Source organism: Kitasatospora sp. NPDC004240 (assembly GCF_053603215.1).
Genome location: NZ_JBSGFD010000130.1, coordinates 1 through 25,195, shown reverse-complemented (window position 1 = coordinate 25,195; position 25,195 = coordinate 1). Strand labels below are relative to the sequence as shown.

Below are 25,195 nucleotides of genomic sequence, written 5' to 3'. Positions count from 1 at the left end.
CTTGGCCCGTAAGGCGGTGACGGGCGGACGCACAGGCATGGTCCACCATCCCACCAACTCCACAAGAGCAAGCAGTAATTGAAATACAAGCCCCCAGGGTGCCCGAGTACTGGCGGGCGACCCCGGGCGAGGCCTTGCCGTCCTTGGGGAAGCCGGTGTCGTCCACCGCCCACACCTCGGGCCGCACCGCCCGCACCGCGCGTCGTGCCAGCCGGGCCCGGACGTCCTCGACCGGCCAGGTCGAGGACGTCATGAACTGCTGCAACGCCTGGTGGTCGACCCCGAGGCGCTCGGCCATCGGCTGCATCGACTTGCGCTGGCCGTCCAGCAGCAGCCCCCGCAGATACAGCCCGCCCTTGGCCCGCTGATCACGCCGGGCCAAGGGCGCGAACACCTCGGCCGCGAACTCCTCCAACCGACCCCGCCACACCGCAAGCTCCCCAGCCCTCATACGACCAGAGAACTACCGACCACACGATGCGACAAGCCTCCTAACAAAGCACTACTAGCGTCTTTTGTAACAACGCCGCCATATGCGCCAGGGTCCCGCCATGGAGATCACCATCACGATCAAGGACCCGACTCCCGAGGTGCTGGCGCAGGCACTGGCCCTGGCCGCCTTGCCCGAGGCCGAGGTGACCGTTCCGCCGGACGACCGGTGGACACCGAAGTGGGCTCGCGCCTACTACGAGGCACTGCCGCCGCGGGCCCAGGAGATTCTTCTGGAGGTCGTCAGGAACGGCGGCGATTGCACGGGCGATGAAGTGCGCCGCGCCGACCGAAACCTGCGAGGCAGCACCGGCGCGTTCCGTCGGGTCCTCAACGAAGGTGCCAAGAAGGGGCTGTAGCCGGCGGCGCTGAACGTGCCCATTCGGACGGTCGGGCCGGGCCGGGTGATGTGGATCCGGATCCCGCTCGACGAAACGCAGACCGCCTTCGAGCTGGGGCTGAGTGATCTCCTCTTCCCCGACCTGGACATCCGGGCCACCGAGCAGTGACCACCCACCAGGACGGGCACGCCCCGTCCCAGTCCAACCCTGGGTGATCACGCGGGGGCGGGGGTCGTCGGTGGAGCGCACGCCCGAAGGAGCTCGACACCGAGAGCTTCGGTCAGGCCTTCGGCTCCATGTGTGGCCCGGCACTGGGCTGTCCGACCGGGTGATCGCCACCTACGCACTTGAACTCCCTGCCGGTCGAGCTCAGCGAGGATGGCACGCGCCCTGCACGGAGGGCCGTACGCCGTAGCCGGCCGGGGTGCTTGAGGGCAGCGATCTGACTGCTCCCCGCCGCTGCGCACCGTGCCGGATCAATCGGAGCCGGCTCCAAGGCGGTCCGATCCCGGTCCGGTCCGCTGGTATCGGCGGACCGGACCGGGGCAACGCGGTGCTATCGAGTCGTGGGCGGCATCAGACAGCGCGTGGACACGCGCAGGAGCAGCAGGTTGCCGGTTGCCGTGGTCTCGGCGCTCACGAGATAGCGTCCGGCCGGCTGGAAGGCGTCCAGGAGGGCGTCGGGCTTGCCGTTGAGCTCCTCGCGGTAGCCCTTGATCTCGAATCCCTGTTGTTCCAGCATGGGTCGGATCTTGCGTACCGCCTCACCGTGCTGCTCCGGGGAGACGGAGCTGTAGGCCGCGTAGGACATGGTGTAGCGGCCGTCGGTCGCCACCTCGTCGTTCTTGCCGACGCAGTCCCGGAACGATGCTTTGACCGTGTCCGGGGTGATGGTGACGCCGGCGGTCTGTGCCATGTACTCCGTCATGTGACGGGCCCAGTCCTGGGCCTCCTGACGGGCCATGACGGGCAGTGGCTCGTTCTTGTCCGGCTGGGACACACATCCTCCGAGGGTGAGGGGAAGCCAGAGCGTCAGGGCGGCGATGCCGAGACGTCTGGCTGTCGAGCGGTGCGGGAAGGGGGAGGACGAGGTGATCGACATGAAGGTCCTTGCGTCGAGGCCGCGCCCTCACACAGGGCGATCGGAGTGCTGGTCTACGAAAAGGAGGTGCTAGATGCCCGGGGCGACGCCAGGGTCGACCTCCGGGGTTTTCTCTACGGTTTCCGGCTGCTTCCCGGCGATGATCCGGCCCTGGTTGAGGAGGCTGTGACTGTTTTCGTCCCAGTAGCCGCTGTGGCCGGAGGTGTCGATCGCGATGTTGTTTCCCCCGAACTTCCCGAACATCGGGTCGTCACCGAGCGTCAAGCCGGCCACCACTCTGATCTTGTCGTCGTCAGCGGCACCGATCCAGACATGGTTGGGATCGATGTGGAGCCGGTCCGCGCTGGAAACGGTCATTCCCGGGCTCGCGATCGCCACGATGTCATCGGCGCCCAGGCCCTGGCCCCCTGCGGCTGCCGCGCCCACGGCGGTCGTCCCGTAGCTGTGGCCGATGACCGTGAGGTGGCTGTGGTGTTCGCCCTGCGCGACCCTGGTGCCCTGGGTGAACTGCCGCATCGGGGCTGCGGCGTCCTCGGCGCGGCCGGTACCCAGCACGCCAAGGCTCTCGGGCGGGACCTCCGGTGCGTCGTAGCCCAACCACGAGATCACCGACACCTTCGCTCCCGGTGCCGCCTCGCCGGCCGCACCCTGAAGCGCTTCCAGGCGTGTGATCTGCCCTGGCATGCTTGCGAGTGTCGTCGTCGTGCCGGGGACCAGGACGGCCGTGTGGTCAGCGGTGTCGGGGTTGCCGAGAGCGACGATCGCCTTGCCGTCGCCCTTGGGGTCCAGGCCCAGCAGGAAGAGCTTCTTGTCCTCACCCTGGACGCCGTCCTGCACGTCCAGGCGATTTTTGAGGTCCCGCAGCGCGGCCTCACGCTTGTTGTACTCCTCGTAGGTCATCCCCGAGCCAACCGGCGTACCGGCTTTCAGGGCGTCCAGCTGCTGGTCCAGCAGCAGCCGGTTCGCCTGGTCCCGGACAGGCGACGGCAGGCCGTCCAGTCGGCCGACCTCCTCGGGATACAGCGCCAGGAAGGTCCTCTGTTCCTCCGGTGAGAGTGACTTCCACCAGTCCGCGGCCCGTTTGGGGTCCTTGTTCTCCGGCACCTGCAGGCCCGCCAGTCCGAGTTCCTTGATGACGTCCTTCGCGTCCTTCGCGGACTCCGCTGCGGAACCGAACGTCCGTGGCCTGCTCAGGATGTCCGCGTCCAGAGTCGATAGTGCCTGCTTCGCCTGGTCGCTGGCCTCCTGCGCTGCGGCCACGGCCTTGTTGACCCGCTCCTGCAGTTCCCCCCGCACGACCGTCTGCTTCTGCCGGTCGGCCTGTCCGTCGGGGTCGTGGCGATCGGCCGCGCTCTGTGGTGGCAGGGCGACGGTCCCGTCCGAGGTCACCGTCATTCCCTGCTCCTGTGCGCGGTGCACGGCGTTCTTCAGGTTCGTCTGCGCCTGGTACATCCGCGAGGCCGCGGTGTCGAGGGTCAGCGCGACCGCCTCGAACTCGACCCTCTGGATCTCCAGGATCTGCTCGGTGCGTTCCAGCTGGGAGAAGGCGTAGTCCGCGTCGTTTCCCTTCCAGTTGGCATGCCGCAATGGACCGTTCACCTGTGACCGGTGCCTCTCCCCGGCTCCCTGTACGGCGAGCGACATGCGGCGCCATGCCGTCGCGGCATCCTGCAGTGGCGTCGGATCGAACCTCAGCAGCAGTTCGAAAGTGCTCATCGCGTCGCCTTCTGCCATGCCTCGGTGATCGATTCCTCGTTCCAGGCATGTCCCTTGGCGGTGTCCTCCAGGTTCTCGGCGGTCTTCACGAACCGCTCGCGCGTGTGCGTGAGCACTGGAGCCCACCCCTCCACAAGCCGGCCGAGGCCCTGAGCCACGGACCATCCCGTGAGGTGGCCTGCTGCGGTCCTCGTCGCGGTCACCACCGAATCGACCGGAGCCACCAGCTCACTGCTGATGGCCCGCGCCACCCCTCCCGATGTGTACAACTCCTGCGGATCTACCCGTATCTGATCGCTCACTGATGCCCTCCCCTGTTACCAGTGCCGTTCATGCCAGGACCCAACCCTAGGTACGTCCGCTCCTCCCCGTATCCGTACAGATACTCAAATCACAACCACTACCACCGCCCCATTGGGTGGCGAGCGGGTCCGACATTCCGCCCGCCACCCCGCAAAGGGGACCCGGACCAGCCATGGTCTTCCTCGCGCGGATCCCGGAGCCTGTCCGGACCGGGAAAGCATCGCAGCCCCCTACCGGCAGGTCGCCGACGTCGGAGTTCTTCAGCTGGCGGCTGGCGTCCAGGTTGCGACGGCAGCCGCGAGCTTGGCGGCCGGCTCGAGGGTCGGTCTCGGCAACCCCCGCACGCCCCGGTCAGGGCCGACTTCCCCAAGCCAGCACAGCCAACCAACAGCACCAGACAGGGGTCGGGCAAGCCGAACTCCCCCAGGGTCACCAGCGACACCGATGTATCGCCAGGTGGTAAGAGCACGCATCAGTTTCGCCAAGAAGACGAGCGATGACAGGCGCGACCTCACGGCTGAGGTGATCGACGCGGTGACCTCCACAAAGATGGCCAAAGCTCACACAGACCCGCCAACGGCCGGGGCAGAGCAGCTCAGTGGCCAGGTACCAGGTCGCCTTGTCGGGCAGGGTGCCCGGGTCGGCGGTGGCCACCACCAGGCGGGCCAATCCGTCCGGCCCCAGCCTCCGAGGCGGGCGTCGGCGGCCCACCAGGTCTCGGTGTACCCGTCGCGGAAGGTGCGGACGACCGGCGTCCAGTCGCCTGGGTGCGCGGGATCTGTCCAGGTCAGGGTGCGTGCGGCTTCGACGGGGGTGTGCGCTTGGTCCCTGTGGGCCCAGGTGCCGCGGCGGGGCTTGAGGGCCATGACGAACGGCAGGCCGGCCTCGCGCAGGGTGTGGCGGAACTCGTCGTGATCGCCGTAGCCGCAGTCCGCCACCACTGCCCGGAAGAGGAACCCGGCCTGCCGGGCCTGGCCGGCCAGCTCGGTGGCGAGCCGGGGCCTGGTGCGGAAGTCGGGGTCGTTGCGCTTCCTCGGGAAGTGGTGCGCCGGGGTGTAGGGCCGGGCGTGCAGTGGGTGGTAGAGGCGCTCGCCGGCCCAGAGCGTGGTCACCGTGACGACGCCGTTGTCGGTCCTGCCGAGCCGGCCCAGCCACTGCCGCCCGACATGGGCGGTCGCGGTGCCGTCCTTACGGTCCCCGGAGTCGTCGATGACCAGCACGCCCTGGCCGTGCGGCGCGGTGGCCGGGTCCGCGAGCAGCAGCTCCAGCCGGCGGGCGTTGACCTGCTCGAATTTCCAAGTCGACTCGGACAGGAAGAACTGCAGCCGCTGCACCGCCGGGTGCTGGGCACCGGTCACCGGCTCGGCCCCGGCCAGGGCCGTGAGCGTCTTCGGCCTCGGGGAACATCCGTACAGCGGTTATCGGTGAGAACGATCTTGGTCAGGGGTGTGAGGGCGTTGACCCCGGTTCTCGTACCCGCGGCGGGCCTTGCGCTGGGCCGGGACTACGGGGAGGCCCTGGCCGCCGTCGAGCGGCTGGCAGCGGGCGAGGAAATCGACGGTGCGCCACGGGGACGGTGGTGACGCGCAACGGAGGCTGGCGAAGGCGTCGCGCACCGCTCGGGTGGCGTCCTGGACGCGGCGGCGGTGTACCGGGGTCTGGGGCGGAGGTGGGGCCGAAAGCTTCCGTGGCTCCGGTCCGGCCGGCGGGGTGCTGCGGCCCGTGCGCGGCCCGGTGGACGAGGGCGACGAGTCGGGAGGGGTCTGATCTTGTCCTCGGACGTTCGGCTAGAACTGTCCACACGCTCGACGGCGGTTGAGTGCCTGCTCGTGAGACAGACAGGGCGGTGGCGGACTCCGGGAGCGGCCGGGGGTGGGTTCTGTGTCCCCCGATGCCGTGGCCTTGTTCCGGACGGTGCGTCCGGAACAAGGCCACGGCGGGCTCGCGGGTGTTCTACGGGGCCGTCTGGAACGGGTTGTGGTTCTTGTAGGGGTAGGGGTCGACGTCGCTCTCCACTGCGGCGGGAGTCAGCCACCGCCCGGTGACCGGGTTGTAGGGGCGGCCGGTGGGGGTGAGGTACAGACGGGTGGTGAGGTTCTGGAGCATCCCCTGGAAGACGACGGGGAACTTAAGCGCCGGGTGCCCGTAGGGGACCAGGGGGCTGCCGTGGGGCAGGAAGTGGATGTCGTGCAGGGTGGTGCCGTCGTGCACGGCGACGACGGTGCCCCAGGGGTCGGTGCAGGCAGGGGCGAAGCGGGCGGCTTCGCCGTCGTGGCGTTCCACCCAGCCGATGAGATCGCCATCGGCGCGCAGGTAGGTCAGCTGGAAACCATCGGTGACCTCATGGGCCAGCAGGCCGTCGCGGTAGTGCAAGCGCAGCGCTCGGTCGCCCCTGCTCTGTTCCTCAAGGAGCCCGTCCGTACCGTAGCGGTACGTTTCCTTGAAGTCGTGGGAGGGGTCGGGATCGGCCGCCTCGGTGAGACGGCCCTGCAGCATGAAGCGGTCCTGCTCGTCGTAGGTCAGCTTCACGTCAGGGTTCGTGGCGGTCAGGCACTTGCCGAACACGTCGTAGTGCTGGTCGACGCTCACACGTCCCGTGTGGCCCTCGCCGAGGGGGCCGTTGTCGTGTTCGTAGTGGGTCAGCCGGAACGAGTCCCCGTAGTGGAACGTCACGCGGTCCGGCTCGCCCGTGGTGAAGGTCGTCGTGGACCCGGTCCGCGCGCCACCGGAGTGGCGGGGGTCGAACTCGTACTCGATGCGGGATACCTGCCGGTCCAGCATGTCGGTCAGCAGGCGCGCCCCGTCGTAGCCGACGCGGACCAGCCGCTGCCGCTCGTCGTACTCCAGGGCCTCGCCGAGCAGGAGTGCGCCTTCCGCGGTGAGGCGACGTGAGGTGAGGGCCCCCTGGGCGTTGTAGGCCAGCTCCACGGTGCGCTCGGCCCCCGGGCCGGAGAACACGCAGGTGGTGGTCCGTCCGTTCGCGTCGTACGAAAGGCTCTTGCCGTACACGGCCCCCGTGGCCTTGTCCGTCGCCGTCCACCGCGCCAGGCGGCCCTGTCCGTCGTGCTCCTGCTTCAGCTGGACCGCGTCGCAGTCCAGGCTCTCCAGCCGGCCTGCGGGGTCGCGGGTGAGGTGGTACGTGGCGCCCAAAGCGTCGGTGAAGCTGCTGACCTGGTTGGTCACGACCTGCCCTTTCTCGTAATCATCACTACCCAGCGCATCGTAGTGATCACAGAGTGGATCCATCGGGGCTTTCGTCAATGTCACCCGGCCGCCGAGCCCGCAGGTTCGGGTCCCGGCAGGAAGGAGCCGAAGAGTCCGATCTACTGTCAAAACTCTTGACGCGCTGGCGGTTCGATTGGCACGAGGGTGTTGACCCGGTTCTCGTACTCGCGGCGGGCCTTGCGCTGGGCCGGACCGCGGGGACGCCCTGGCCGCCGTTGAGCGGCTGGCGGCGGGCGAGGAGCTGGCGGTGTACGGCGGGGACGGCGCTGACGCGCAGGGTGTAGCCCTGGCCGCGCCGTACGGTCACCCCGTGGTCGAGAGCGGCCCGCTCGGCGGGCTCCAGCTCGGTGGTGCGGAGGTAGTCGGCGACCTTGCCCGGCATGTCGAGCGCGACCGGCAGCTCCGGGGCGGGCGCGTCCTCCTCGATGGCGGTGTGCTTGGGCAGGAGGTCGGCGAGGGCGGTGCGGATCGCGCCGCGGCTGACCCGGTGGTCGCGGGCGAGGGCGGCGATGGAGCGGCCTTCCCTGTACGCGGTGCGTACGTCGGCGGTCTTCGCGGCCGCGACGGCGGGGCGCCGGCCGCCCTTGCTGCCCTTGGCCTCGGCGGCGCGCAGCCCGTCGTAGGTCAGCTCGCGCTGGAGGTCGCGCTGGAGTTCACCGGCGGCGGCGAGGGTCTGCACCATGAACTTCACGGTGGACAGCAGCTCGCCGGTGCGCGGGTGGCGGGCGGTGAGGTCCATCGCGGAGAACGCGCCGTCGTGGATGCGCAGGGCGAGACGGTCGCGGTGCAGGACGTCGAGCACGTCGAGGATGTGCTGGTTGCCGCGCACGAGGCGGAACATCTCGGAGATGTGCACGGTGTCGCCGGGCCGCGCGTAGGTGAGCAGTTCGCGGAACTTCGGACGCTGGAGCGGGTGGAGGCGGCTGGAGGTGCCCGGGTCCTCCTCGAACGCGACCGGGTCCTCGATCCCGGCCTCGTCCAGGACGAGGTCCTGCCGGGCGGTCGACTGCTGGTCCGTCGAGACCCGCTTGTAGACCAGATTCGCCACCGTGGGGCCCCTTCCGTACGGAGGATCGGACCCTATCTGTCGTCAAACCCTGTCAGCAATCACCATTGGATCTGATTGGATTCGGGCCGCTCCGAGACCCCCGGATTGCATGGGTTCATTGGACGCCCCGGCCGCCTGTCGTCAAACGATCGCTTGACGACAGGGAGGCGGCTGACGGGGGTTCGTCCCGTTGAGGTTCGACCACCGGAACAGGCGGCTGGGCGGGTCGTGGCCCGGAGCCAGTCCGGGACCTGTTGGGTGATTCGTGCCCCGCGGGGTTCTTGCGGACGGGAAGATCACCGTGTGTGCCGGCCGGTACACCGTCGGAATCCTGGAAGGGACGTCCTCATGAGTGACATCGATCCGGTCCTGCCCGCCCCCGTCGTCGACGGCGGCGGCGCGGACGACGCCGGGCAGCAGGTCTACGTGACCGTGACGGTCCCCGGCTACGCGGAGTTCGCCGCGGGGGACAAAGTCCAGCTCTTCTGGGGTGGAGTGGCCAGCGACTCCCACGTCGTCCCCGAGGGTGAGGATGATAAGCCGATCCCCTTCACCATCCCCTGGGAGACCGTCCTGAGTAAGCCGGAGGAGCCGATCACCGTCACCTACACGGTCACCCGAGGCGCCGGGACCGAGAGCGCGCCGTCTGCGGGCGTCGACCTCACCGCCGTCGAGAAGGAGTAGGGGCACTGCCGGTGGGGGCCGCCCACCTGGCCGCCCCACCGAGGCTGATAGCGCACCGTCTCGATTGATGGTCGGGTGTTCGGGCGGTTGTGCCCTAAAGGTGTGACCGTGCCCGTGGGTGTGCCCGGCCGGGTGGGCGGGGTGCGATGGGATGGGCGCCGTACATCGTCGACCGATCGGGCGGCTGGGCCGCACCGGAAGGAGTGCTGTGAGTGCCAAGGAGAAGTTCGACGCCGCGTTGCCGCTGGTGAACGTTCTGGCGATCGGGCCGCTCGACCACGGCAAATCCACTCTGCTCGCGGCAGCGGAGCGGTTCGCCTCGGAGGTGTACGGCTCCAGTCGGCGGGATGGGTGGAGCGAGGAGGGAACCGGCCTCGAAATCGTCAGCGCCACGTACCACTCGAACATCCGGCGGTACGTGCACACCGACCCGCCCGCGACCGCCGTCCTCCAGGTCCTTGCCGACGGCGCCGGGGCGGACGCCGCCGTCCTCGTGGTCTCCGCCGCCGACAGCGTCGGAGCGCAGGCCGACGAGCACCTCGCGGCCGTCCGCAAGGCCGGCATCGAGCACGTCGTCGTCTTCATCAACAAGATCGACCTGATCGACGAACAGGAGCAGCTCGACGCGGTCGAGCAGGAGATCCGCGACCTGCTCGCCTCGCACCGGTACTCCGCCGACACCCCGGTCGTCATCGGCTCGGCCAAGATGGCGACCGAGGGCAAGGACGACAGCGAGCTGGGGACCACCGCGGTCAAGAAGCTGCTGGAGGCCATGGACGCCAGCGTCCCCGAGCCGCTCCGGCCCGCCGCCGAAGGCGCCTGACACAGTTTCGGGGCCCGGCCGGGCCGGGCCCCGAAACAGCGGCACGAGCCGGGACCGTGGTCTGCCAGCCGACGGGCCGCGCCGCCCGCGACCTGCTCACCAACCCGAGACCTCGAATCACCTCGATCGCCAAGCTCCTCGGCGCCAGCCCAGGCACCCCTCTACAACCACATCCCCGACCTGCAGGAACTCCACACCTGCGGCCGCATCCCAGGCCAGCTCACCACCGGCTGACACTCCCGCCACTGGCTGTCCGATCTGGCCTGGAGGCCCACCTCTCAGGTCAGACGGTGCGGGTGATGGTGTACATCCCGGGCCCGTCCTGGGTGATGGTCAGGGACTTGTCCTGGGGCTCGAACCTGTCGAGGACGACGGTGCGGTTGCGGGTGTCGTAGGAGAAGGCGATGTGTCCCGGGTCCGTCTTGTCCGTGCCCTCCCTCGTAACGCTCCAGGTGGCATGCATCTCTGCCGGCCCGTTCGGGCGGTTCAACATGCCGGCCGGGAGCGTGACGACGAAGGCGTCGTCCTCGTCCGGCTCGGCCTCCGGTGCATCGGGACTCCCCGTCGAAGTCAGAGCGTCCGAGGAAACAGTGTGTCCGGCGGCCGGGGCGGCGGCCGACTCGGCCGTGATCACCGGCGCGGGCGCGGTGCCCTTGGCTTCGAGGTCTGCCCTCAGGGGGGTGTACACCTCGGACTTCAGCCGCTCGATCTGCTTGTGGTCGTCGGAGGCGGGGACCTCGGCACTCCACCCGCGCCCGGCGAGATCGGAGAGGGCGAGCGTGGAGGTCTCGCCGGCAGCGTCACGGTAGCGGATCATGAGGGCCATGGCGCGAACGTCTTGCGCGCACAGGGTGCTGGTCTCGGGGCAGCTTTTGGTGCGGTCGGCGGTGCTGGTGAAGAGCATGGCGCCTTCCGACGTCTTGCCGACCTCGCCGAACCAGACCTCGGCGGTGGCGCTGTCTCCCACCTTCACGGAGCGGACCGCGCTCAGCCCCGAGTCGGAGAAGCTCATCAGCTCACCGGCGCGCAGGGTGACGCTCTTACCGGCGTGGTCGTACTCGTCGTAGAAGATCACTTCGTCAGTGGCCATCAGGATGCATCTCCCGTCGGTGGCGAACATGGGGCCCGATCACGAGCCATCCTCGTGATCGGCGAGAGCGGAGAGCAATCCTGTCTCCCCGAACCGCGCTGGCGGGGCTCCAAGTCGGCTGGGCCGATCGGCTGATGGCGCCATCCGGTCTCCCAGCCCTCCCTGATGCCAGGCCATGGCCGGCGCGCGGTGACCTCACTCGTCGGCCTCGCTGTCCTCGTCCAGCTCCTGCGTGTCCGGGTCACGCAGGGGACGCAGGGCGCCGGCGTCCGGGACGCTGGCGGTGAAGCTGTAGCGGCCGAGCAGGTTCAGGTTCTTGTGCTTGAGCGGGGAGAGCCGGGCCACGTCATCGTCGCGGATCTCGTGGCCCTCGCCCTTCAGCCGGGTGACGGCGGCATCGATGTACCGGGTGGTCCAGAGCACGATGGCGTTGAGGACCAGGCCGAGCGCGCCGAGCTGGTCCTCCATGCCGTCTCGGTACGCCTGGTGGATGGTGCCGCGCTTGCCGTGGCACACGTCCCGGGCGAGCTTGTGGCGGGACTCCTGCACGGTGAGCTGCCGGTTCATCTGCCTGCGGTAGGTGTCGTCGACCGGGTCGACCACCCGCAGCAGGTGCTCGGTCTTCGCGATCCGCCCGTACTCCGCGAACGCGGCCCCGAGGGGTGCCGGGCGGCCGTCGCGGCCGAACATGCGCAGCAGGTCGTAGGCGCGGACCCGGTTGGTGACCAGGGAACCGGCGACCTTCAGCATGTCCGGCCAGTGCGTGATCACCTTGTTCAGGTTGACCCGGTTACGGGCCAGGTCCTCCACCGCGCCGTAGGTGCCGGTCTCGACGCCGGGCATCGTGGCCCGCCAGAACCGCTGGTCGTCCAGGTCGCGGAAGCGGGGGCTGAAGTTGTAGCCGAGGATTCTGAACAGGCCGAACACCATGTCGGAGTACGAGGCGTTGTCGGTTGCCACCATCTCCGGCTTCACCCCGCCGTCGAGGTTCAGCAGGGCGTCCAGGATGTGCAGGGAGTCGCGCGGGGTTCCGGGGACGACCATCTGCCCGATGCCCGCGACCTGGTCGTTGACGGCGTTGAGCCAGGTGATGCCGCGCTTGAACCCGAAGTACTTCGGCGACGGAGCGGCGTTGATGGTGCGCACCGGCACCTGGAAGCGCAGCCCGTCCACCGAGGCCAGCAGCCCGTCGCCCCAGTACCGCACGATCGGGATGCCGGCCTGGGCGGCGATCAGCGCGGCGTTCGCGGCGGCGATCGTGTCGGCGCGCAGGTAGTACTGGTCGACGTGCACGAGCCGGGCCCGGGTGAGGGCCTCGTAGCCGGGGTTGACCACCGGGGCCAGGCCGATGTTGCACGCCTCGGACACCAGCAGCGCGACCACCGAGGTGGGCAGGTCCTTCATCCGGGTGGTGCCGTCGCCGAGGTGGACGAAGGCGTCGAGGAAGCCGGTCCAGGCGTTCACCTCGAACAACAGGTCCGGCAGGTCAATCTTCGGGAGCATCTTCTCGACCCGCTGGCGCAGCCAGGTCAGGGACTTCGGCTCGCCGAGCGCGCCGAGCTTGTCGACGTTCAGCTTCACCCGCCCGTCGCCGGCCACCTCGATGGAGACCTTTGCCGTCGGCCCCGCCTCCTCCAGGCGTTCGGCGAGCTGCTTCCACCCGGCGTCCAGGCCCCGCACCAGCTCCGCCAGGTGCTTGGTGACGGGCATGTCCAGGCTCAGGGCCGCCAGGACGTCCTCCTCGACCGCGTCCCAATCGGGCCCGTCCAGCAGGCGGGCGCGCGGGTTGGACCAGCGGTGCGACGGGGCGGCGAAGACATCGCGGTTGTTCAGGGCCCGGTGCAGCTGCTCCAGCACGCACACCACGTAGGCGTCCCGGTCCACCGCGCCCTGCGGCAGATCCGGGTTGGCGTACACCGCCTTGCGCCACGCCGGCGGCACGAGCTTGTCGTCCACCTCGCGCGGCAGCAGCGGCTTGATGCCCACCTTCCGCCGGGCCAGCGCCGGAAGGCTGCGAACCCCGGCCAGGACTCGCTTCCCGGCGCTCGCTGCGTCCAGCGCCTTCGACTCGCCCAGCAGCGCGAGGAACGGGCGCACCGTGGCGTACCGGTTCGCGAGCGCGGCCCGCATGGCGGCCTCGGCCGAGTTCTCGTCCTCGGGCACTAGCGAGACCACCGTGGCGGCCGCGGTCATCACGGCGGAGCGTGGGGCGACCTCCTCCACCGCCGCCCACAGCGCGGCCACATCCAGGTCCGCTTCTTGCTCCTCGACCAGCTCCAGCTCCTCGAACAGCACCCTCGCCGCCCGTGCGAGCACCCGCGACGCCTTCTCCAACTGCGGCAGCGTCGACAGCCGCTCCTTCTCCGTCTTGCGCTTCGCCGAGTTCAGCAGCCGGGTGGCCATCAGGACCTGGAACAGGTCCAGGGCCTCGTCGATCGCCTTCGCCTCCAGGTGCCGCATCACCGCGGTGAGCATCGCCGTGCGCTTCGGCTCCGCCGCCCGCTCCAGCAGCGGCGCCTTCGACCCCAGCGCGTACCGGGCCAGCGCCGCCATCCGGTTCGGCGGGATCTGCGACAGCCTCAACCTGCCGAGCCGGTACGCGCCGATCTCGTCCACCCGCTCCAGCGCGCGGGCGAATGCCGTGCCCGTCGTCCGCGTCGGCGGCCGGCGCAGCCGCTCCAACTCCGAGAACCGCGAGCCCTCCGGCGTCTTCAGCGTCGCCACCAGATCCCCGGGCAGCGCCGGGTCCGCGCGGCGGGCGGCGCCCGCGACCGTGGCGTGCAGCCTCTTCTCCGCGACCGCCCGCGCCTCCGACACCTGCCGGGCCAGCACGGACACCCCGGGCAGCAGGACCCGGTGACGGCGCAGCCAGCCCACCGCGTGGTCGAACAGCGCCTTCGGGCCCTCGGCGTGCGTCCACGCCCGCCCATGCAGGAATGTACGGAACCGTCGACCCCACTCGGCGTCCTCGTAGGGGTGGTAGCCGTAGGCGTCCCGGATCTCCCACGCGTGGTCGTACAGCGTCTGGCGCCGCTCCGTGTACCGCTTGACCACCGACGGGTCCTCGATGCCGAGCTGCACGGCCAAGTGCTCGACCACCGGCCACGGCACCGCGAGCGGGTCCTCCAGGAACAGGCCGACGTACCGAACCGTGCACATCTGGAGCGCGAACCCGATCCGGTGATGCTCCGTCCGCCGCAGGGCGATCAGGTCCCGGTCCACGTCGTCCAGGAAGAAGAACCGCTCCAGCTCGGGCCTCGTCGGCTCCTCGGCGAACGTCCCGTACGCCTCGGCCTGCTCATCACTCAGAAATTCCACCGGCACGAGCCGGACCGTAGCCAGCCCCGGACCAGGCCCGGAGGCGTTTCACCGAACCCCAGCGGCGAAGTGGATCACCGTGCTAAACGGCCATGATCGTTCTCACCGATAACCGCTGTACCGATGTTCCCCGAGGCCGGTCTTGTTCCGGTCCCGCGGCAGCAACAGGCCGGTCAGGCACTCCCGGAACCCACGCCGCTGGGCCAACGAGCGAAACAGATCGTCGAACCTCGCCGCACACGCTTCCAGCGGACCAGGAGCCGGCGGACACGGCACGCGAGCGGTCATGACAGCACCCCCGAAGAAGTCTCTCCTCACCGATACTGCCGACCTGACCCCATGTCAACAAACCACCGGTATCCTTCCCTCCAGTGCCCGCCGGCACGAGACGCACATCTCGAAAGCGTGTGTGGAGACAACTCCACCGTGGGTTCGAATCCCACCGCTACGCCAGAGAGCAGGAAAAACGAAGGGCTCCGACCGGGAACGGTGGGGCCCTTCGTCGTACCGGTCTCAGTTACCCGAGCCTCCGGGAGCCGGAGGGACTTACCCCCGGCCAAGTGAAATCACAGCAGCCACAAGCGCGCCAGGCCGTCCGGACGGACGGCCAACCTGACACTGGCTGCTGGCGACGGCCGCACCAAGGCCGTCGGAACCCATGGAGGTTTTGGTGGATCGGGAAACGGTACTGGTACCGCTCATTGGCTGGGTGCACCTCACCAACGAAGTCACCACCCCGTTCGGCATTGGGCACCCGGAGAACACGGGAACCACCTCGCTCGTGCTGGTCAGCCTCGACGCCGACGAGAACGAACTGTCCGGGTCGCACGCCCTACTGGAGTCCGGCGAAAGCATGTCGCACTACTCGGCCACCGCGGGGGCCGTGGCGATCGGCGCCGGGGCCGTCTTTCCCAAGGGGACAGGACCGACCCCTGACGACGTCTCCCAGGTGACCTACGATCTGCCAGTCGGCTGAAGCCGAGCCGACCCGCCCGACGTCCCCAGACTCAGGCAATTTCCTTATCAGCTTGACGATCTATAGAAGCTTCAGAGTCAAGCTAATGGGGCGCCGCTCAGACGGCGAGGCTGTGCGAGTCCCCGGCGGCGAGGGAGATCACGGCGGTGGGGCTGCCGAGGGTGATGGGAACGTTGCTGGGGCTGTTGGTGCCGTCACCGAGCTGGCCGAACCCATTGTCGCCCCAAGCCTGAAGTGTGTTGTCGGACAGCAGGGCCAGACTGTGGGAGCTGCCCGCGGCGAGAGCGAGAACGGTCGAGGCGAGGTTCTGAACGGCGACCGGGACATTGCTGGGGTTGTTGGTGGCGTCGCCGAGCTGGCCGCTGCTGTTGTCCCCCCACGCCTGCATGGTCCCGTCGTCCCCGAGGAGAGCGAGGCTGAAGTTGCCGCCGCTGCCGGCCCCGACCGCGGTCACTCCGGTGAGATTGAAGACTCCGACCGGCACGCTGCTGGGGTTGTTGGTGCCGTCGCCGAGCTGACCGGCGCCGTTCCCGCCCCAGGCGAGTACGGTCCCGTCAGCCAGGACGGCCAAGCTGTGGTCGCGTCCGCCCGCGATGTCCACGGCATTGATCACGCCGCTGACGGAGACCGGGATCGCGCTGTCGTTGAGAGTGCCGTCCCCGAGCTGGCCCAGGGTGTTGGCGCCCCAGGCCATCACCTCCCCGCTGCCCAGCAGGGCCAGACTGTGCTCGCCGCCGCAGGCGACCTTGACGACGGTGTCCGGGAAGCCGCCTGCGCCGACCGGAACGTTGCTGTCGTTGTTGGTGCCGTCACCGAGCTGGCCGGAGACGTTGGAGCCCCAAGCCTGTACCGTGCCGTCGCCGAGCAGCGCCAGACTGTGGCTTCCGCCGCCAGCCACCGCGTCGACGCCGGACAGTCCGATGACGGTGACAGGTACGTTGCTGTCGTTGTTAGAGCTGTCCCCCAGCTGGCCGCTGCTGTTGACGCCCCAGCATTGCACCGTATCGCCGTCGAGACGCGCGAGGCTGTGGCCACCGCCGGCGGCGGCTGTAAGGACGGCCGCGGCGAGCATGGTCACCGGCATGGGTACGTTACTGTCGCCGTTGGTGCCGTCGCCGAGCTGGCCGAAGGTGTTGGCGCCCCATCCGTCCATGACAGGCCTCCGGATTCTGTCGCTATCCTGCCGGTTCCGATCATCCGGTGGTTTCAGGATCCCCGACCGCAGTACGGGGCGCGACCTGAGACCGCGTTTGAGATCTGCGACGAGTGAGGTCGGCGGGCATCTGTGCTCTCGACGGTGCCGTCGTCGAACCGTCACCCTCGACCACCGCTGTCACGGTAACTGAGGCGCCGACTCCGGTGAGGGCGGCCGAGGTTGCGTCGTCGCATCGGCTGCTCGATGTTGGAAGGAGAGCCCTGCTGGTCCGGTCTACCGCACCGCGCCCCGCCCGGTCAGCGGCGTGGCGCCTTAGCAGGAGAGGGAGCGCCACCATGACAGCGCTGGTGGACGCGTTACGCGCCCGACATCTGCTCACGCAACTCCCGCTCCCGGCGAGCGGCGAGCTGGCGGCTCTCTCCGCCGGCGCCGTCTCGTCCACGGGGCCCTTCGACGTCGGCCTGACGATCTGCGGCTTCAGTGGGAGCGTTCACGGAGCGACGGTGACCGGGGGGCCGACCTCGGCCAGGCTCACGCTCCCGCTCACCGGTCTCGTGCTCTCCGCCCGGGTCGAAGGCGCGCCTGCCGCCCTCAGGGTGGACGGTGCTGCTGTCGCCGTCGTGGACATCGACCAGAAGGGCGTTCGCTGGGCGGTCTCCGGGCAGGCCGGACTCACGCCGGACCCCGAGGTCCTCCACGCCGCGCCCGGCGGCGCCGCCGTATCGCTCCGGATCCGCACGGCGGCGTTGCGGATCGTCGACGGCGCGCCCGCACTCGACCTGGCCGGCACGGTGACGGTCAGCGGCTTGCCGTCGACCCGCCCGCTCGATCTGGACTTCATTCTGGTCTGCGGCAGGCAGGGCTTCACCGGCAGCGTGAGCGACACGGCCGGTCCGGTGGACTACGGCCTCGGCTGGTCCGGCACCGGCGGGCCGTTCCCGGACTCCATCGATGTCAGCACCCCGTTCACACCGCCCCTGACCGCGGGCCCGGACGTCGGTCAACGCGTGGCCGGCCACTCGGTGGTCCGCGCCCGGCTTGTGCACGGCGTCGACGGCTACCACGGGACGGTCGCGGTCGAGTCCGGGGCGGACGGCATCCTGTCGGGCACCGATGCGGGGGTCGCGGCGGCCGCTGTTCTGGCCACCGCGAGCGTCGGCGCCACCACCCGCTCGACGGCGGACCCGGAGGCCGTCGAGCTCGCCGCCCTGGTCGCGACCGCCAAAGGGTTCACGTCGGCGCTCGACAGCCAGGGCAGGACCAGGGTCACCGGGGTCCGCTTCGACCCCCTCACCCCGGGCCGAGCGCGGATCGACTACCAGGCCGAGCTCAGCTGCCGGATCCGGTCCGCCGTCCTCGACGCCCGTACCGTCTCCCCGATGCGGGTCGTCGTGCGTGACGCCGTGCTGGACTACGCTTCCGGGCTGCCCCGGCTGAACTTCAAGGGCGCATCGATCGACGTCTCCGACACCGGGCAGTGGGAGGTGACCCAGCCGTCCGGTCTGCTCCAGGTGGTGGGCGTGCGTTCGGGCCACGGCTCGTCCTTCTTCGAGCTCGACCTGCGGCTGACCTTCGAACTCGGACCGATCCATGCAACGGGCGCCGTCCTGCGGGTCGCCCTCGACGGTGACCACGAGGTGTCGCTCCAGGGGTTCGACCTGTCCGTCGAGGTGCCGGAGCTGGTCTCCGGCGAGGGCCGGCTGTCCTTCGACTCGGACAACGGCTTCGCCGCCGCGCTGCGGGTCGAGCTCACCCGGCTGAACCTGACGGCGACCGCCGGGCTGACCGTCGAACCGCTGGACGGCTCCCGATCGATCCTCGCGGTGCTCGGCGTGAGTCTGCCGGCACCGGTGCCGCTCGCCAACAGCGGGTTGGGCCTGTTCGGCATCGAGGCGATCCTCGGCCTCAACCGCATTCCGGTCAACGTCGGCACGAGCATCCCGGAGCGGCTGACCTGGCGGCCGGACAAGGCCCACACCGTCAAACAGCTGGGGCCGAACCTGTTCGGTGCCGGGGTCGCCGTCGGCACCCTGCCCGATCTGGGCTTCGCGTTCTCCGCGCTCGGCCGGGTCGTCGTGCGCAGCCCCGACTTCGGCCTGCTGGTCGCCCTCGACGCCACCGTGCTGTCCCGACCCCGCTCGGTCACCGATCCGACCGGCGGCACCTCGACCGCCGGGATGATCGGCCTGCTGTCCGTCACCCCCGACGAGCTGTACGCGGGCGTCACTGGCACGTACCACCTCCCGCCGGACGATCCGAGGCACCCCGACTCCGACAGGTGGCACCTGTTGCAGATCGACGTGCCTGCCGAGGCCCGCTACCCGCGGACGACGGGCGACCGGTCCGCCTGGCAGGTCCACCTCGGGGCCGCCCCCGGTTACGGCGCCCCGATCCGTGCGACGCTGCTGCCAGAGCTCTTCGCGGTCGGCGCCGAGGCCTTCCTGATGCTGCACGGCAACGGCTTCTCCCCACCGCTGCCGGGGCTGACCGCCTCCCCCGCTGCCGGGTTCGCGGCCGCGGCCGGGTTCTCGTTCCAGGCCAAGTACGGCATGCCACCAGTCTGGGCCGAGCTGGCCGCGGACTCGGTGGTCGCGTTCGGCAGCAGGCCGGTCTTCGTGGCCGGCACGGTGGGCGTACGCGGTTCGCTGCACCTGGGGCCCTTCAGCCTCGGCCTCAACAGCACACTGAAACTTCAACTCGGCCCCGGTGACGGAAAGTTCGCCGAACTCAAAGCCTGCGGCTCGATCGACCTGTGGCTGATCGAGATCAGCGGCTGCGTGCACCTCACGTTCGGTCACAGCGAGGAATTCACGCCCGATCTGCCGCAGGACCCGCTGACCTCCGCCACCGTCGCCGACTGCAACGGGGTCGCGGTGGCCCAGGGCGGCGCACTCCTCGACCGGGCGGACAGAGCGCCTGCGATGTGGCCGGACGGCGTCGTCCTGCTCGGCTTCGCGCCCGGCCCCACGTACGACGGCGCGCGGCCGCTCGGCGTCGACGACGCGTTCCACAAGGCTCTTGACCCGAAGTCCACCCCACCCGGGCCGGGCAGCGGTGCCACCCCGGACGGCACCGTCGGCTCTCCTGGCTACCCGGGCCACTGGACGCTCACCGGTCTGAGCCTGCGGCGGTGGGCCGACGGTGCTGGCACACGCCTGACCGAACCGCGGCCGGCCTGCTGGCAGCGCCCGCCCGGAGTGCCGGCGAACGTGCCGACCACCGGCCGGGTGCTCGCCCTGTTCACCCATGACCCAGCGCTCTGGTCGCGCAGCCTGATCGACGGCGGCGAGGGGGACCCGGCCGACCCGGCCGCACGACACGTCCGGGACTGCAGTGGGGACTGGCCCATGGATCGGGGCTGGGCGGTCGGCGGCAACGCCATCCTGGACGGCGACCGCTGGCGGCTTCCACCGATGGTCGAAGACATGTCGGTGCAGGGGCCCGTGCCCACCACGACCGCCACCCTGGAGGCCTCCGTCCGCACGGTGCTTCCGGGCGAGTTGTCGGCCGTCCCCGCGTCCACGCCATTCCTGCCGCCCGACACCGCGCTGGTCCCGGCCGGACCGCCCAGCACCGAGCCGGTGGCGGTCCCGTACCTGGCGGCGTCGGCACACCCCGACGGGGTTGAGTTCCCCGGTCTGCTGCCGCTGGCCGACTTGGCCGTCGTACCGCCCTCCGACCAGCAGGAGGGGGAGGTCGCCGAACGCCTGGAAGCGGTGGAGACCAGACTGGGCCTCGGCCGGGCGCTCGCCCCGACGCGTCGCACGGGGGTCACACCGGTCCTGGTCCTGTGGTCGCGGTCCGGGTTCGAGGGCGTCGAGGTCTTCACCCGCGCCAACGGTCAACACCGGACCTGGGATCGGGTGGACGAGCCGAAAGCGGGCGACGGATTCCTGGGCGTCTACGAGTGGTCGGAGCCGGATCCGGTGCGGAATGTCGTGATCCGCCATGCGCCGTTCCCGGCCGACGGGCACACCGAGCCGGCCCTGGCCGTCGTGGCGGTCGGCGGCGTCACCACCGTCGCCGCGGACGCCGCGGACCGCGCCCGGGACACCGGCAGAGCGTCGGTCGAGGAGCGGAAGAAGCCGCGCGGGCAGGCGCTGAGCGGGCTGTTCGAGCCGGACCGGACGTACCGGCTGGACTTCACCTGGGAGGGCAAGCTCGACGGCGACAGCCGGGTGTCGGGCGGCACTGACACCCGCTACTTCCGGATCGCCCCGCACGCGGCGGCCCCGCCGCCGCCTGAGGCGCTCTACCGCGACGTCACGTCCTTCCACCCCAAGATGCTGGGCCGTTACCTCAAGGGCTACTCCGTGCGCGGCGACACTCCGGTGTTCTACGGAGACCCGTTGGTCGTCACCTTCAGCACCGACACCGTGCAGATGGTCGCCGACGTCTACGGCTACCGGCTCGTCATCGCGGTCGACCGCACGGACCTGCCGCCCCCCGGGCCGACCGCGGACGTGCCGAAATTCCTGGCTGTCGCGCTGAAGGCGTCGCGGCACCCCGAGTTTCTGGACGTCGTCGACCGGCGAGGCCTGGAGGCCGTCCACCGACGCGGTACGGCCCCTGCCTTGGCGGCCTGTTCCTGGCCGGTCGCCGCCGTCGACGCGGTCGTGACGCCGGACCTGGTCGCCGACGCCTGCTACGACCTCACCCCCGTACTCGTGGTCAAAGATGACTCGACCGTGCCGCACCGGGTACGCACCCGCCTGCCGCACGTGTCGTTCCGGACCAGCCGCTGGCGCACCGCGACCGACCTGTTCAAGAACCTCGGCTTCGGCAGCGGCGCAGCTGGTGTACGCCACCTCGCGGTCAGGTCCGCCGTCACCGACCCGGGAGAGGACAGTGACGGTGCCCTGCGAGCCGCGCTGGACCGGGCCGGCGCCAACCCCGGTCCGCTGGACGTGGCGGCGCGCACCACCGTGCTGTGGGTGCCCCGCAGCACGGGCGGGCACGCGCTCGGGGCGATCCTGCTGGAGGCCGTCGAACCCCTGGTGCGCGCCGACCGGCTCGACCGGCTCGCGATCGGCGGGTTCACCACACGCACGGACCGTGCCGCCACGTCGGTGCTGTTCGTGCCGCGTGCGCCGGTCCCGGCCGGGCCGATCACCCTCACCCGACGGGAACGCGATCCGGTCACCGCCACGTGGAGCCGGGTGACGGCGACGCTCACCCTGCCGGCACCCGACACCGTGCCGGCGCTCGCCCTGGAGGTGTGGCCATGACCACGGGACCGGCTTGGGTCCACCCGGCGCTGCTGAGCGCGGAGTGCGTGGCCGTGGAACAGGTCGCGCTGAAGGGGCGCCCCTGGCTGATGAGCGGCGTGCACCTGCGGGTCTTCCCGTCCCCGCGGCTCGGCTTCCCGATCTGCCCGTTCACCGTCTGGCGGGCCGGACGCGCGACGAGCGCTCATGTGCCACGGCCGGTCTCCGACGGCATGGTGTACTTCACCGGCCTCGGACGGCAGGCGCTGGTGGTCGGCGCCTGGGGCCCCGACACCATCTCGGTCGCCGACCCGGCCGGTCGCCTCGGGCCGAGTTGCAGCGGCCCCAACCCCTTTGTGGCCAGGGTGCCGCTGCCCGGATTCCGCTGCTGGGGAGATCCGGACCGGCTCGCCGTCGCGGAGTACCGGGACGGCCCGAGTCTCGACGGCTCGGGTCATCCGACCGACCCACCGAGCTGGCTCAGTGCGACCGCGCTCGACGCGCTCGGCGCTCCTCCACAGATCGAGGTGGGGCCCTGGTGGTGCGGGACCGACCCCAGCTACCCGTCCGCCGATCGCGACTACCGTGTGTCCGAGGGCATTCCCTTCGGCGTCGCCCCACCGTACGATCCGCAGGACCGCGATCCGAGAGAGCGCGCCCAGGCATCGGCCCGACACTTGGAGGACAAGGTCGCGGAGGCCTGGAGCCGCGGTGTCGACGACCTACCACCGCTGGCCGACGCGCGCATCACGCAGAGCCTGTCCGGCATCGGCCAAAACGTGACCGTCAACACCGACTTGGCGGTCCCGCTCTGGGTATCGGCCGCCGACCCGGCCGTGGCGCGCTGGTGGGGCTTCGCCACCACCCTGGACAGGCAGCAGGTGTCCCCGGACGAGGCCGTCAGCATGGAGCACGCGGACTGCTTCGCCGTTGCCGCGCTCTTCGTGATCCAGGAGGAGGTCGACGAGGAGTTCATGAACGCCCTGCTGCCGGACCCGGCGGATTGGATGCACCAGGAGTTCACCAACGCCCTGTACAGGGCCCACAGGCAGGCCGACCTCGAATCAATGGCCGAAGAGCTGAAGCGACCTTCGCGGAAGGTGGTGTGCCTGTGGACCATCGCCGTCGCCACGCCGCCGCCCGACCTGCCGAGCCCGCCGGAGGTAGGTGACGTCCCCGGCCTCACCCGGTGGAATCCTGCCTCGGCCCCGGACGGTGAGCCCGATGGCACCTGGACGGCGACACTGTCCGTCCGAAACACCCTGGGCGGTCCGCTCGCGGTGAGGCGGGAGAGCGGCGAGTGGCTCAACCCGCCGACCGAGCAGGGCGACGACTGGCGGCAACCGATCCTCGCCCCGTCCGCCGGACCCGGCACCCGGGCGGTCGCCGTCACCGACTGCAACTGCTCGGGACGCTCTGCCAGTTGGCAGGTCGCCACGGCCGACCTGTGGGGCCAGTGGTCGGACTTCGGCAGTTCCGGCGAGGTCCCGCAGCCCGCCAGGCCCGAGCCCCCCACGCCGGGGGTCGTCCTTGACTATACGCAGGCCGACCCACCGCCCGCCGGAAGCGCCCTCGCAAGCCCGGGCACGATCACCATCATGGCGACCGTCCCCGCATCACCGGCGGGCTGCGCCCCGGTCAGCGGCGTCGAGGCCGAACTCGTCGGCGCACACGGGTCGTCCCAGCTCCGCCCACAGGGCATCGGTCGATGGGAAGCCACCGTCCGCGCCCCCGAGACCAGCCCCGGCACCAGCACCAACCTCCGCTACACCGTCATCGTCCACCACAACGGCGGCCCGGACACCTCCGCGTCGGCCGCACTGACCGTTCACGACCCGCGGCCCTACGTCAATGCCCTGCAGAGCGAGGTGATCCTCTTCAGCGGTGACCGGAGACCGGACGGCTACGCCGAACTAGACATCCGGACCAACCGGCCGCCCGGCGCCCCATCCGGCACCACCTGGAGACTCTACGCGGGCGAGGAACAATCACCGCGCACGGGCGCGAACGCCGACACGCCACGCTGGCGACGCGCCGGGAAACTCCGCGACAAGACCACCGCCGGCCAGACCCCAATGGCCCGAGTCACCGACGCCACGATCACCGAGGCCAGCGGGCGGCTGCGGATCCGCTGCCGGCTGCCCGGGCGGCTGGAGGCACTCCAGGCCCTCCAACTCGTGCCCGTCGGCCGCAGCGGGCTGGAGGCCCCCCGGGACCGTCGGGGCTGCTGCGTCGTCGCCGTGCCGCTGACCGACACACCGCCCGCCCCGCTGCTCACCTGCGTGCTCGACCCAGACGGCACCACGGTGCACTTGGCCGTGACGCTGCGTCTGCCAGGCGCCGGGCCGGTGGACGGACGCCTGGCACCACCGATCGCACGGCGGGTCGGGGGCCACGCCGCCGCAGGCACACTGCCAGTCATTCGAGTGCGACGGTCCGCAGCGGGCGGCGCGCCCGCCACCTGGCCGGTCCTGCGCACCATGGAGCTGTCGCCCGTACCGCCCGGCAACCCGGCAGAGGGCTGGCGATGGGCCTGCGCCTTCGACGACCACCTGCCGCCCGGAACGCCCGCGTGGTCACCGCTCGCCTACATGTGCGAGGCGGCCTGGCCGGCCGAGCCCACCTACGAGCCGGGCAGCACGCCGATCGAGGGTGACTTCCACCAGACCTGGGGGCTACCCGCGACGGATCCCCGGCCGGGTATGTGGAGCGCGCCCTCCGAGGTCCACAGCGTGGCCGCGCCCCGACCGCTGCCGCGGGTCGTCCCCCGGTACACCGCCCATGGTGGTGGCGCCGCGACCCTGGACGTCACCGTGCCGCCCACCCACCCAGCCGCGCCGCCATGGACGCTCACCGCCACCGCACCTTCGTCCGGGCCGACGAGCATGCCGCCATCCGCGTCGGTCACCGGCGTCGGACCCGAACTCCATCTCGACGGCCTGCTTGGTTGGCCGCCGCCCGACCGCTGGCTGGTTGCCCTGACCACACCGGACGGGCGCACCTTGCCGATGGTCACCGGAAACGGCGCCATCCCGCCCTAGTACTCCAGCAGGACTTCGACGTTTTGCCTGTTCAGAGGGCTGCGCGGTGAGTGTAGTGGGCTGGTGCCCGTCAGGGGCGGTCTTCCTGGGACCGCCCCTCGATCGTGTGCAGCCGGCGTTGGTAGTGGCAGCGGCGGGCGATGGCCTGGCGCTGTCGGCGCCAGATGGACCAGTTCAGGGCGTGAGCGCGGGGCGAGCACCGCGGCGGACACGGGTCGTGGGAACGGCCAGCTGCCAGGAGGCGCCGGATCTCTGCCACGGTGAGGTCGACCAGGGCGCGGGAACCGTTTCTGCAGCCCCCTTTGATGCCGCGGCTGCGGCCATCGCGGCCAGGAACGCGTGGGCGAGCATGGCCAGGGTGACATGTCGCATCCAGCCGGTGTAGCGGCGGACCTCGTACTGATCCAGGCCGCACTCGTTCTTCGCGGCCTGAAAGCACTCCTCGATCGCCCAGCGCATCCCGGCGATCCGCACCAACTGTTCGACAGTCGTGTCGAGTTGTGCGTAGGCAAGGTAGTAGGCGATCTCGTCCGGCTTGGTCAGGCTGCGGCGGGCCAGCGCCCATCGCCGACGGACCAGGGCCTCGTCCTGGTAGTCGTACTCGGCCACGGCGGGCAACTGGATGGCCGCCCAGTCGTAGATGCGCGGTCCCTTGGCACCGTAGCCGCATGAGATC

16 protein-coding genes and 3 pseudogenes are annotated in these 25,195 nt (G+C 70.4%); 7 read left to right on the top strand and 12 right to left on the bottom strand.

Annotated elements, in window-relative coordinates:
* A partial coding sequence (locus ACWEQL_RS28925; protein WP_452153278.1) for a transposase occupies nt 1-451 on the bottom strand: 451 nt, incomplete at its 3' end.
* Between the two features lie 100 nt (nt 452-551).
* Between ACWEQL_RS28925 and ACWEQL_RS28920 the strand changes: the two genes are divergently transcribed.
* Both ACWEQL_RS28920 and ACWEQL_RS28915 read left to right on the top strand, forming a co-directional pair.
* Nucleotides 552-848, top strand: a complete 297-nt coding sequence (locus tag ACWEQL_RS28920) for a hypothetical protein (protein ID WP_452153277.1) — start codon at nt 552-554, stop codon at nt 846-848.
* Nucleotides 849-863: 15 nt separating this feature from the next.
* A complete protein-coding gene (locus ACWEQL_RS28915; protein ID WP_452153276.1) occupies nt 864-998 on the top strand; it encodes a hypothetical protein in 135 nt (44 codons plus the stop codon).
* A gap of 388 nt (nt 999-1,386) precedes the next feature.
* Here the strand turns inward: ACWEQL_RS28915 and ACWEQL_RS28910 are convergent, their stop codons facing one another.
* The 6 genes and pseudogenes from ACWEQL_RS28910 to ACWEQL_RS28885 form a co-directional block, all read right to left on the bottom strand.
* Nucleotides 1,387-1,932, bottom strand: a complete 546-nt coding sequence (locus ACWEQL_RS28910) for a hypothetical protein (RefSeq protein ID WP_452153275.1) — start codon at nt 1,930-1,932, stop codon at nt 1,387-1,389.
* A 69-nt stretch (nt 1,933-2,001) separates the two neighbouring features.
* On the bottom strand, nt 2,002-3,666 hold the full coding sequence (locus ACWEQL_RS28905; RefSeq protein ID WP_452153274.1) for an alpha/beta hydrolase: 1,665 nt from the start codon (nt 3,664-3,666) through the stop codon (nt 2,002-2,004).
* Nucleotides 3,645-3,950, bottom strand: coding sequence for a hypothetical protein (locus ACWEQL_RS28900; RefSeq protein ID WP_452153273.1), 306 nt, complete (start codon nt 3,948-3,950; stop codon nt 3,645-3,647). The genes ACWEQL_RS28905 and ACWEQL_RS28900 overlap by 22 nt, the downstream gene beginning before the upstream one ends.
* A 580-nt stretch (nt 3,951-4,530) precedes the next feature.
* Nucleotides 4,531-5,348 (bottom strand): annotated as a pseudogene (locus ACWEQL_RS28895) (IS701 family transposase); the annotation flags it as partial.
* A gap of 556 nt (nt 5,349-5,904) precedes the next feature.
* A complete protein-coding gene (locus ACWEQL_RS28890) occupies nt 5,905-7,134 on the bottom strand; it encodes a hypothetical protein (RefSeq protein ID WP_452153272.1) in 1,230 nt (409 codons plus the stop codon).
* A gap of 46 nt (nt 7,135-7,180) precedes the next feature.
* Complete coding sequence (locus ACWEQL_RS28885; protein ID WP_452153271.1) at nt 7,181-8,224, bottom strand: recombinase family protein; 1,044 nt, start codon at nt 8,222-8,224, stop codon at nt 7,181-7,183.
* Nucleotides 8,225-8,572: 348 nt separating this feature from the next.
* Between ACWEQL_RS28885 and ACWEQL_RS28880 the strand changes: the two genes are divergently transcribed.
* Nucleotides 8,573-8,908, top strand: a complete 336-nt coding sequence (locus ACWEQL_RS28880; RefSeq protein WP_452153270.1) for a hypothetical protein — start codon at nt 8,573-8,575, stop codon at nt 8,906-8,908.
* 208 nt (nt 8,909-9,116) lie between these two features.
* Nucleotides 9,117-9,731, top strand: coding sequence for a GTP-binding protein (locus ACWEQL_RS28875; protein ID WP_452153269.1), 615 nt, complete (start codon nt 9,117-9,119; stop codon nt 9,729-9,731).
* 283 nt (nt 9,732-10,014) lie between these two features.
* Here ACWEQL_RS28875 and ACWEQL_RS28870 read toward each other — a convergent pair whose 3' ends face one another.
* The 3 genes and pseudogenes from ACWEQL_RS28870 to ACWEQL_RS28860 all read right to left on the bottom strand — a co-directional run.
* On the bottom strand, nt 10,015-10,851 hold the full coding sequence (locus ACWEQL_RS28870; RefSeq protein ID WP_452153268.1) for a hypothetical protein: 837 nt from the start codon (nt 10,849-10,851) through the stop codon (nt 10,015-10,017).
* A 165-nt stretch (nt 10,852-11,016) separates the two neighbouring features.
* Nucleotides 11,017-14,145: a Tn3 family transposase gene (locus ACWEQL_RS28865; RefSeq protein ID WP_452153267.1), complete on the bottom strand. Its 3,129-nt coding sequence runs from the start codon at nt 14,143-14,145 to the stop codon at nt 11,017-11,019.
* A 132-nt stretch (nt 14,146-14,277) separates the two neighbouring features.
* A pseudogene (locus tag ACWEQL_RS28860) lies at nt 14,278-14,427 on the bottom strand (IS701 family transposase); the annotation flags it as partial.
* 370 nt (nt 14,428-14,797) lie between these two features.
* Here ACWEQL_RS28860 and ACWEQL_RS28855 point away from each other — a divergent pair.
* A complete protein-coding gene (locus ACWEQL_RS28855; protein WP_452153266.1) occupies nt 14,798-15,115 on the top strand; it encodes a hypothetical protein in 318 nt (105 codons plus the stop codon).
* Between the two features lie 97 nt (nt 15,116-15,212).
* Here ACWEQL_RS28855 and ACWEQL_RS28850 read toward each other — a convergent pair whose 3' ends face one another.
* Nucleotides 15,213-16,268 (bottom strand): RCC1 domain-containing protein, encoded by a 1,056-nt coding sequence (locus tag ACWEQL_RS28850; protein ID WP_452153265.1) that lies wholly within the window; start codon nt 16,266-16,268, stop codon nt 15,213-15,215.
* 338 nt (nt 16,269-16,606) lie between these two features.
* On the opposite strand from ACWEQL_RS28850, the gene ACWEQL_RS28845 reads away from it, so the two are divergent.
* The gene (locus tag ACWEQL_RS28845; RefSeq protein WP_452153264.1) at nt 16,607-21,499 is read left to right on the top strand and encodes a hypothetical protein; all 4,893 of its coding nucleotides are present in this window, start codon (nt 16,607-16,609) and stop codon (nt 21,497-21,499) included.
* The gene (locus ACWEQL_RS28840) at nt 21,496-24,519 is read left to right on the top strand and encodes a hypothetical protein (protein ID WP_452153263.1); all 3,024 of its coding nucleotides are present in this window, start codon (nt 21,496-21,498) and stop codon (nt 24,517-24,519) included. Before ACWEQL_RS28845 ends, ACWEQL_RS28840 begins: the two co-directional genes overlap by 4 nt.
* Nucleotides 24,520-24,693: 174 nt before the next feature.
* Here ACWEQL_RS28840 and ACWEQL_RS28835 read toward each other — a convergent pair.
* A pseudogene (locus ACWEQL_RS28835) lies at nt 24,694-25,195 on the bottom strand (IS701 family transposase); the annotation flags it as partial.

Coding starts and splice junctions, on each gene's coding strand:
- ACWEQL_RS28870 (WP_452153268.1), bottom strand. CDS start 10,851: ATGTTCGCCACCGACGGGAGATGCATCCTGATGGCCACTGACGAAGTG.
- ACWEQL_RS28880 (WP_452153270.1), top strand. CDS start 8,573: ATGAGTGACATCGATCCGGTCCTGCCCGCCCCCGTCGTCGACGGCGGC.
- ACWEQL_RS28855 (WP_452153266.1), top strand. CDS start 14,798: ATGGAGGTTTTGGTGGATCGGGAAACGGTACTGGTACCGCTCATTGGC.
- ACWEQL_RS28850 (WP_452153265.1), bottom strand. CDS start 16,268: ATGGACGGATGGGGCGCCAACACCTTCGGCCAGCTCGGCGACGGCACC.
- ACWEQL_RS28920 (WP_452153277.1), top strand. CDS start 552: ATGGAGATCACCATCACGATCAAGGACCCGACTCCCGAGGTGCTGGCG.
- ACWEQL_RS28910 (WP_452153275.1), bottom strand. CDS start 1,932: ATGTCGATCACCTCGTCCTCCCCCTTCCCGCACCGCTCGACAGCCAGA.
- ACWEQL_RS28905 (WP_452153274.1), bottom strand. CDS start 3,666: ATGGCAGAAGGCGACGCGATGAGCACTTTCGAACTGCTGCTGAGGTTC.
- ACWEQL_RS28840 (WP_452153263.1), top strand. CDS start 21,496: ATGACCACGGGACCGGCTTGGGTCCACCCGGCGCTGCTGAGCGCGGAG.
- ACWEQL_RS28845 (WP_452153264.1), top strand. CDS start 16,607: ATGACAGCGCTGGTGGACGCGTTACGCGCCCGACATCTGCTCACGCAA.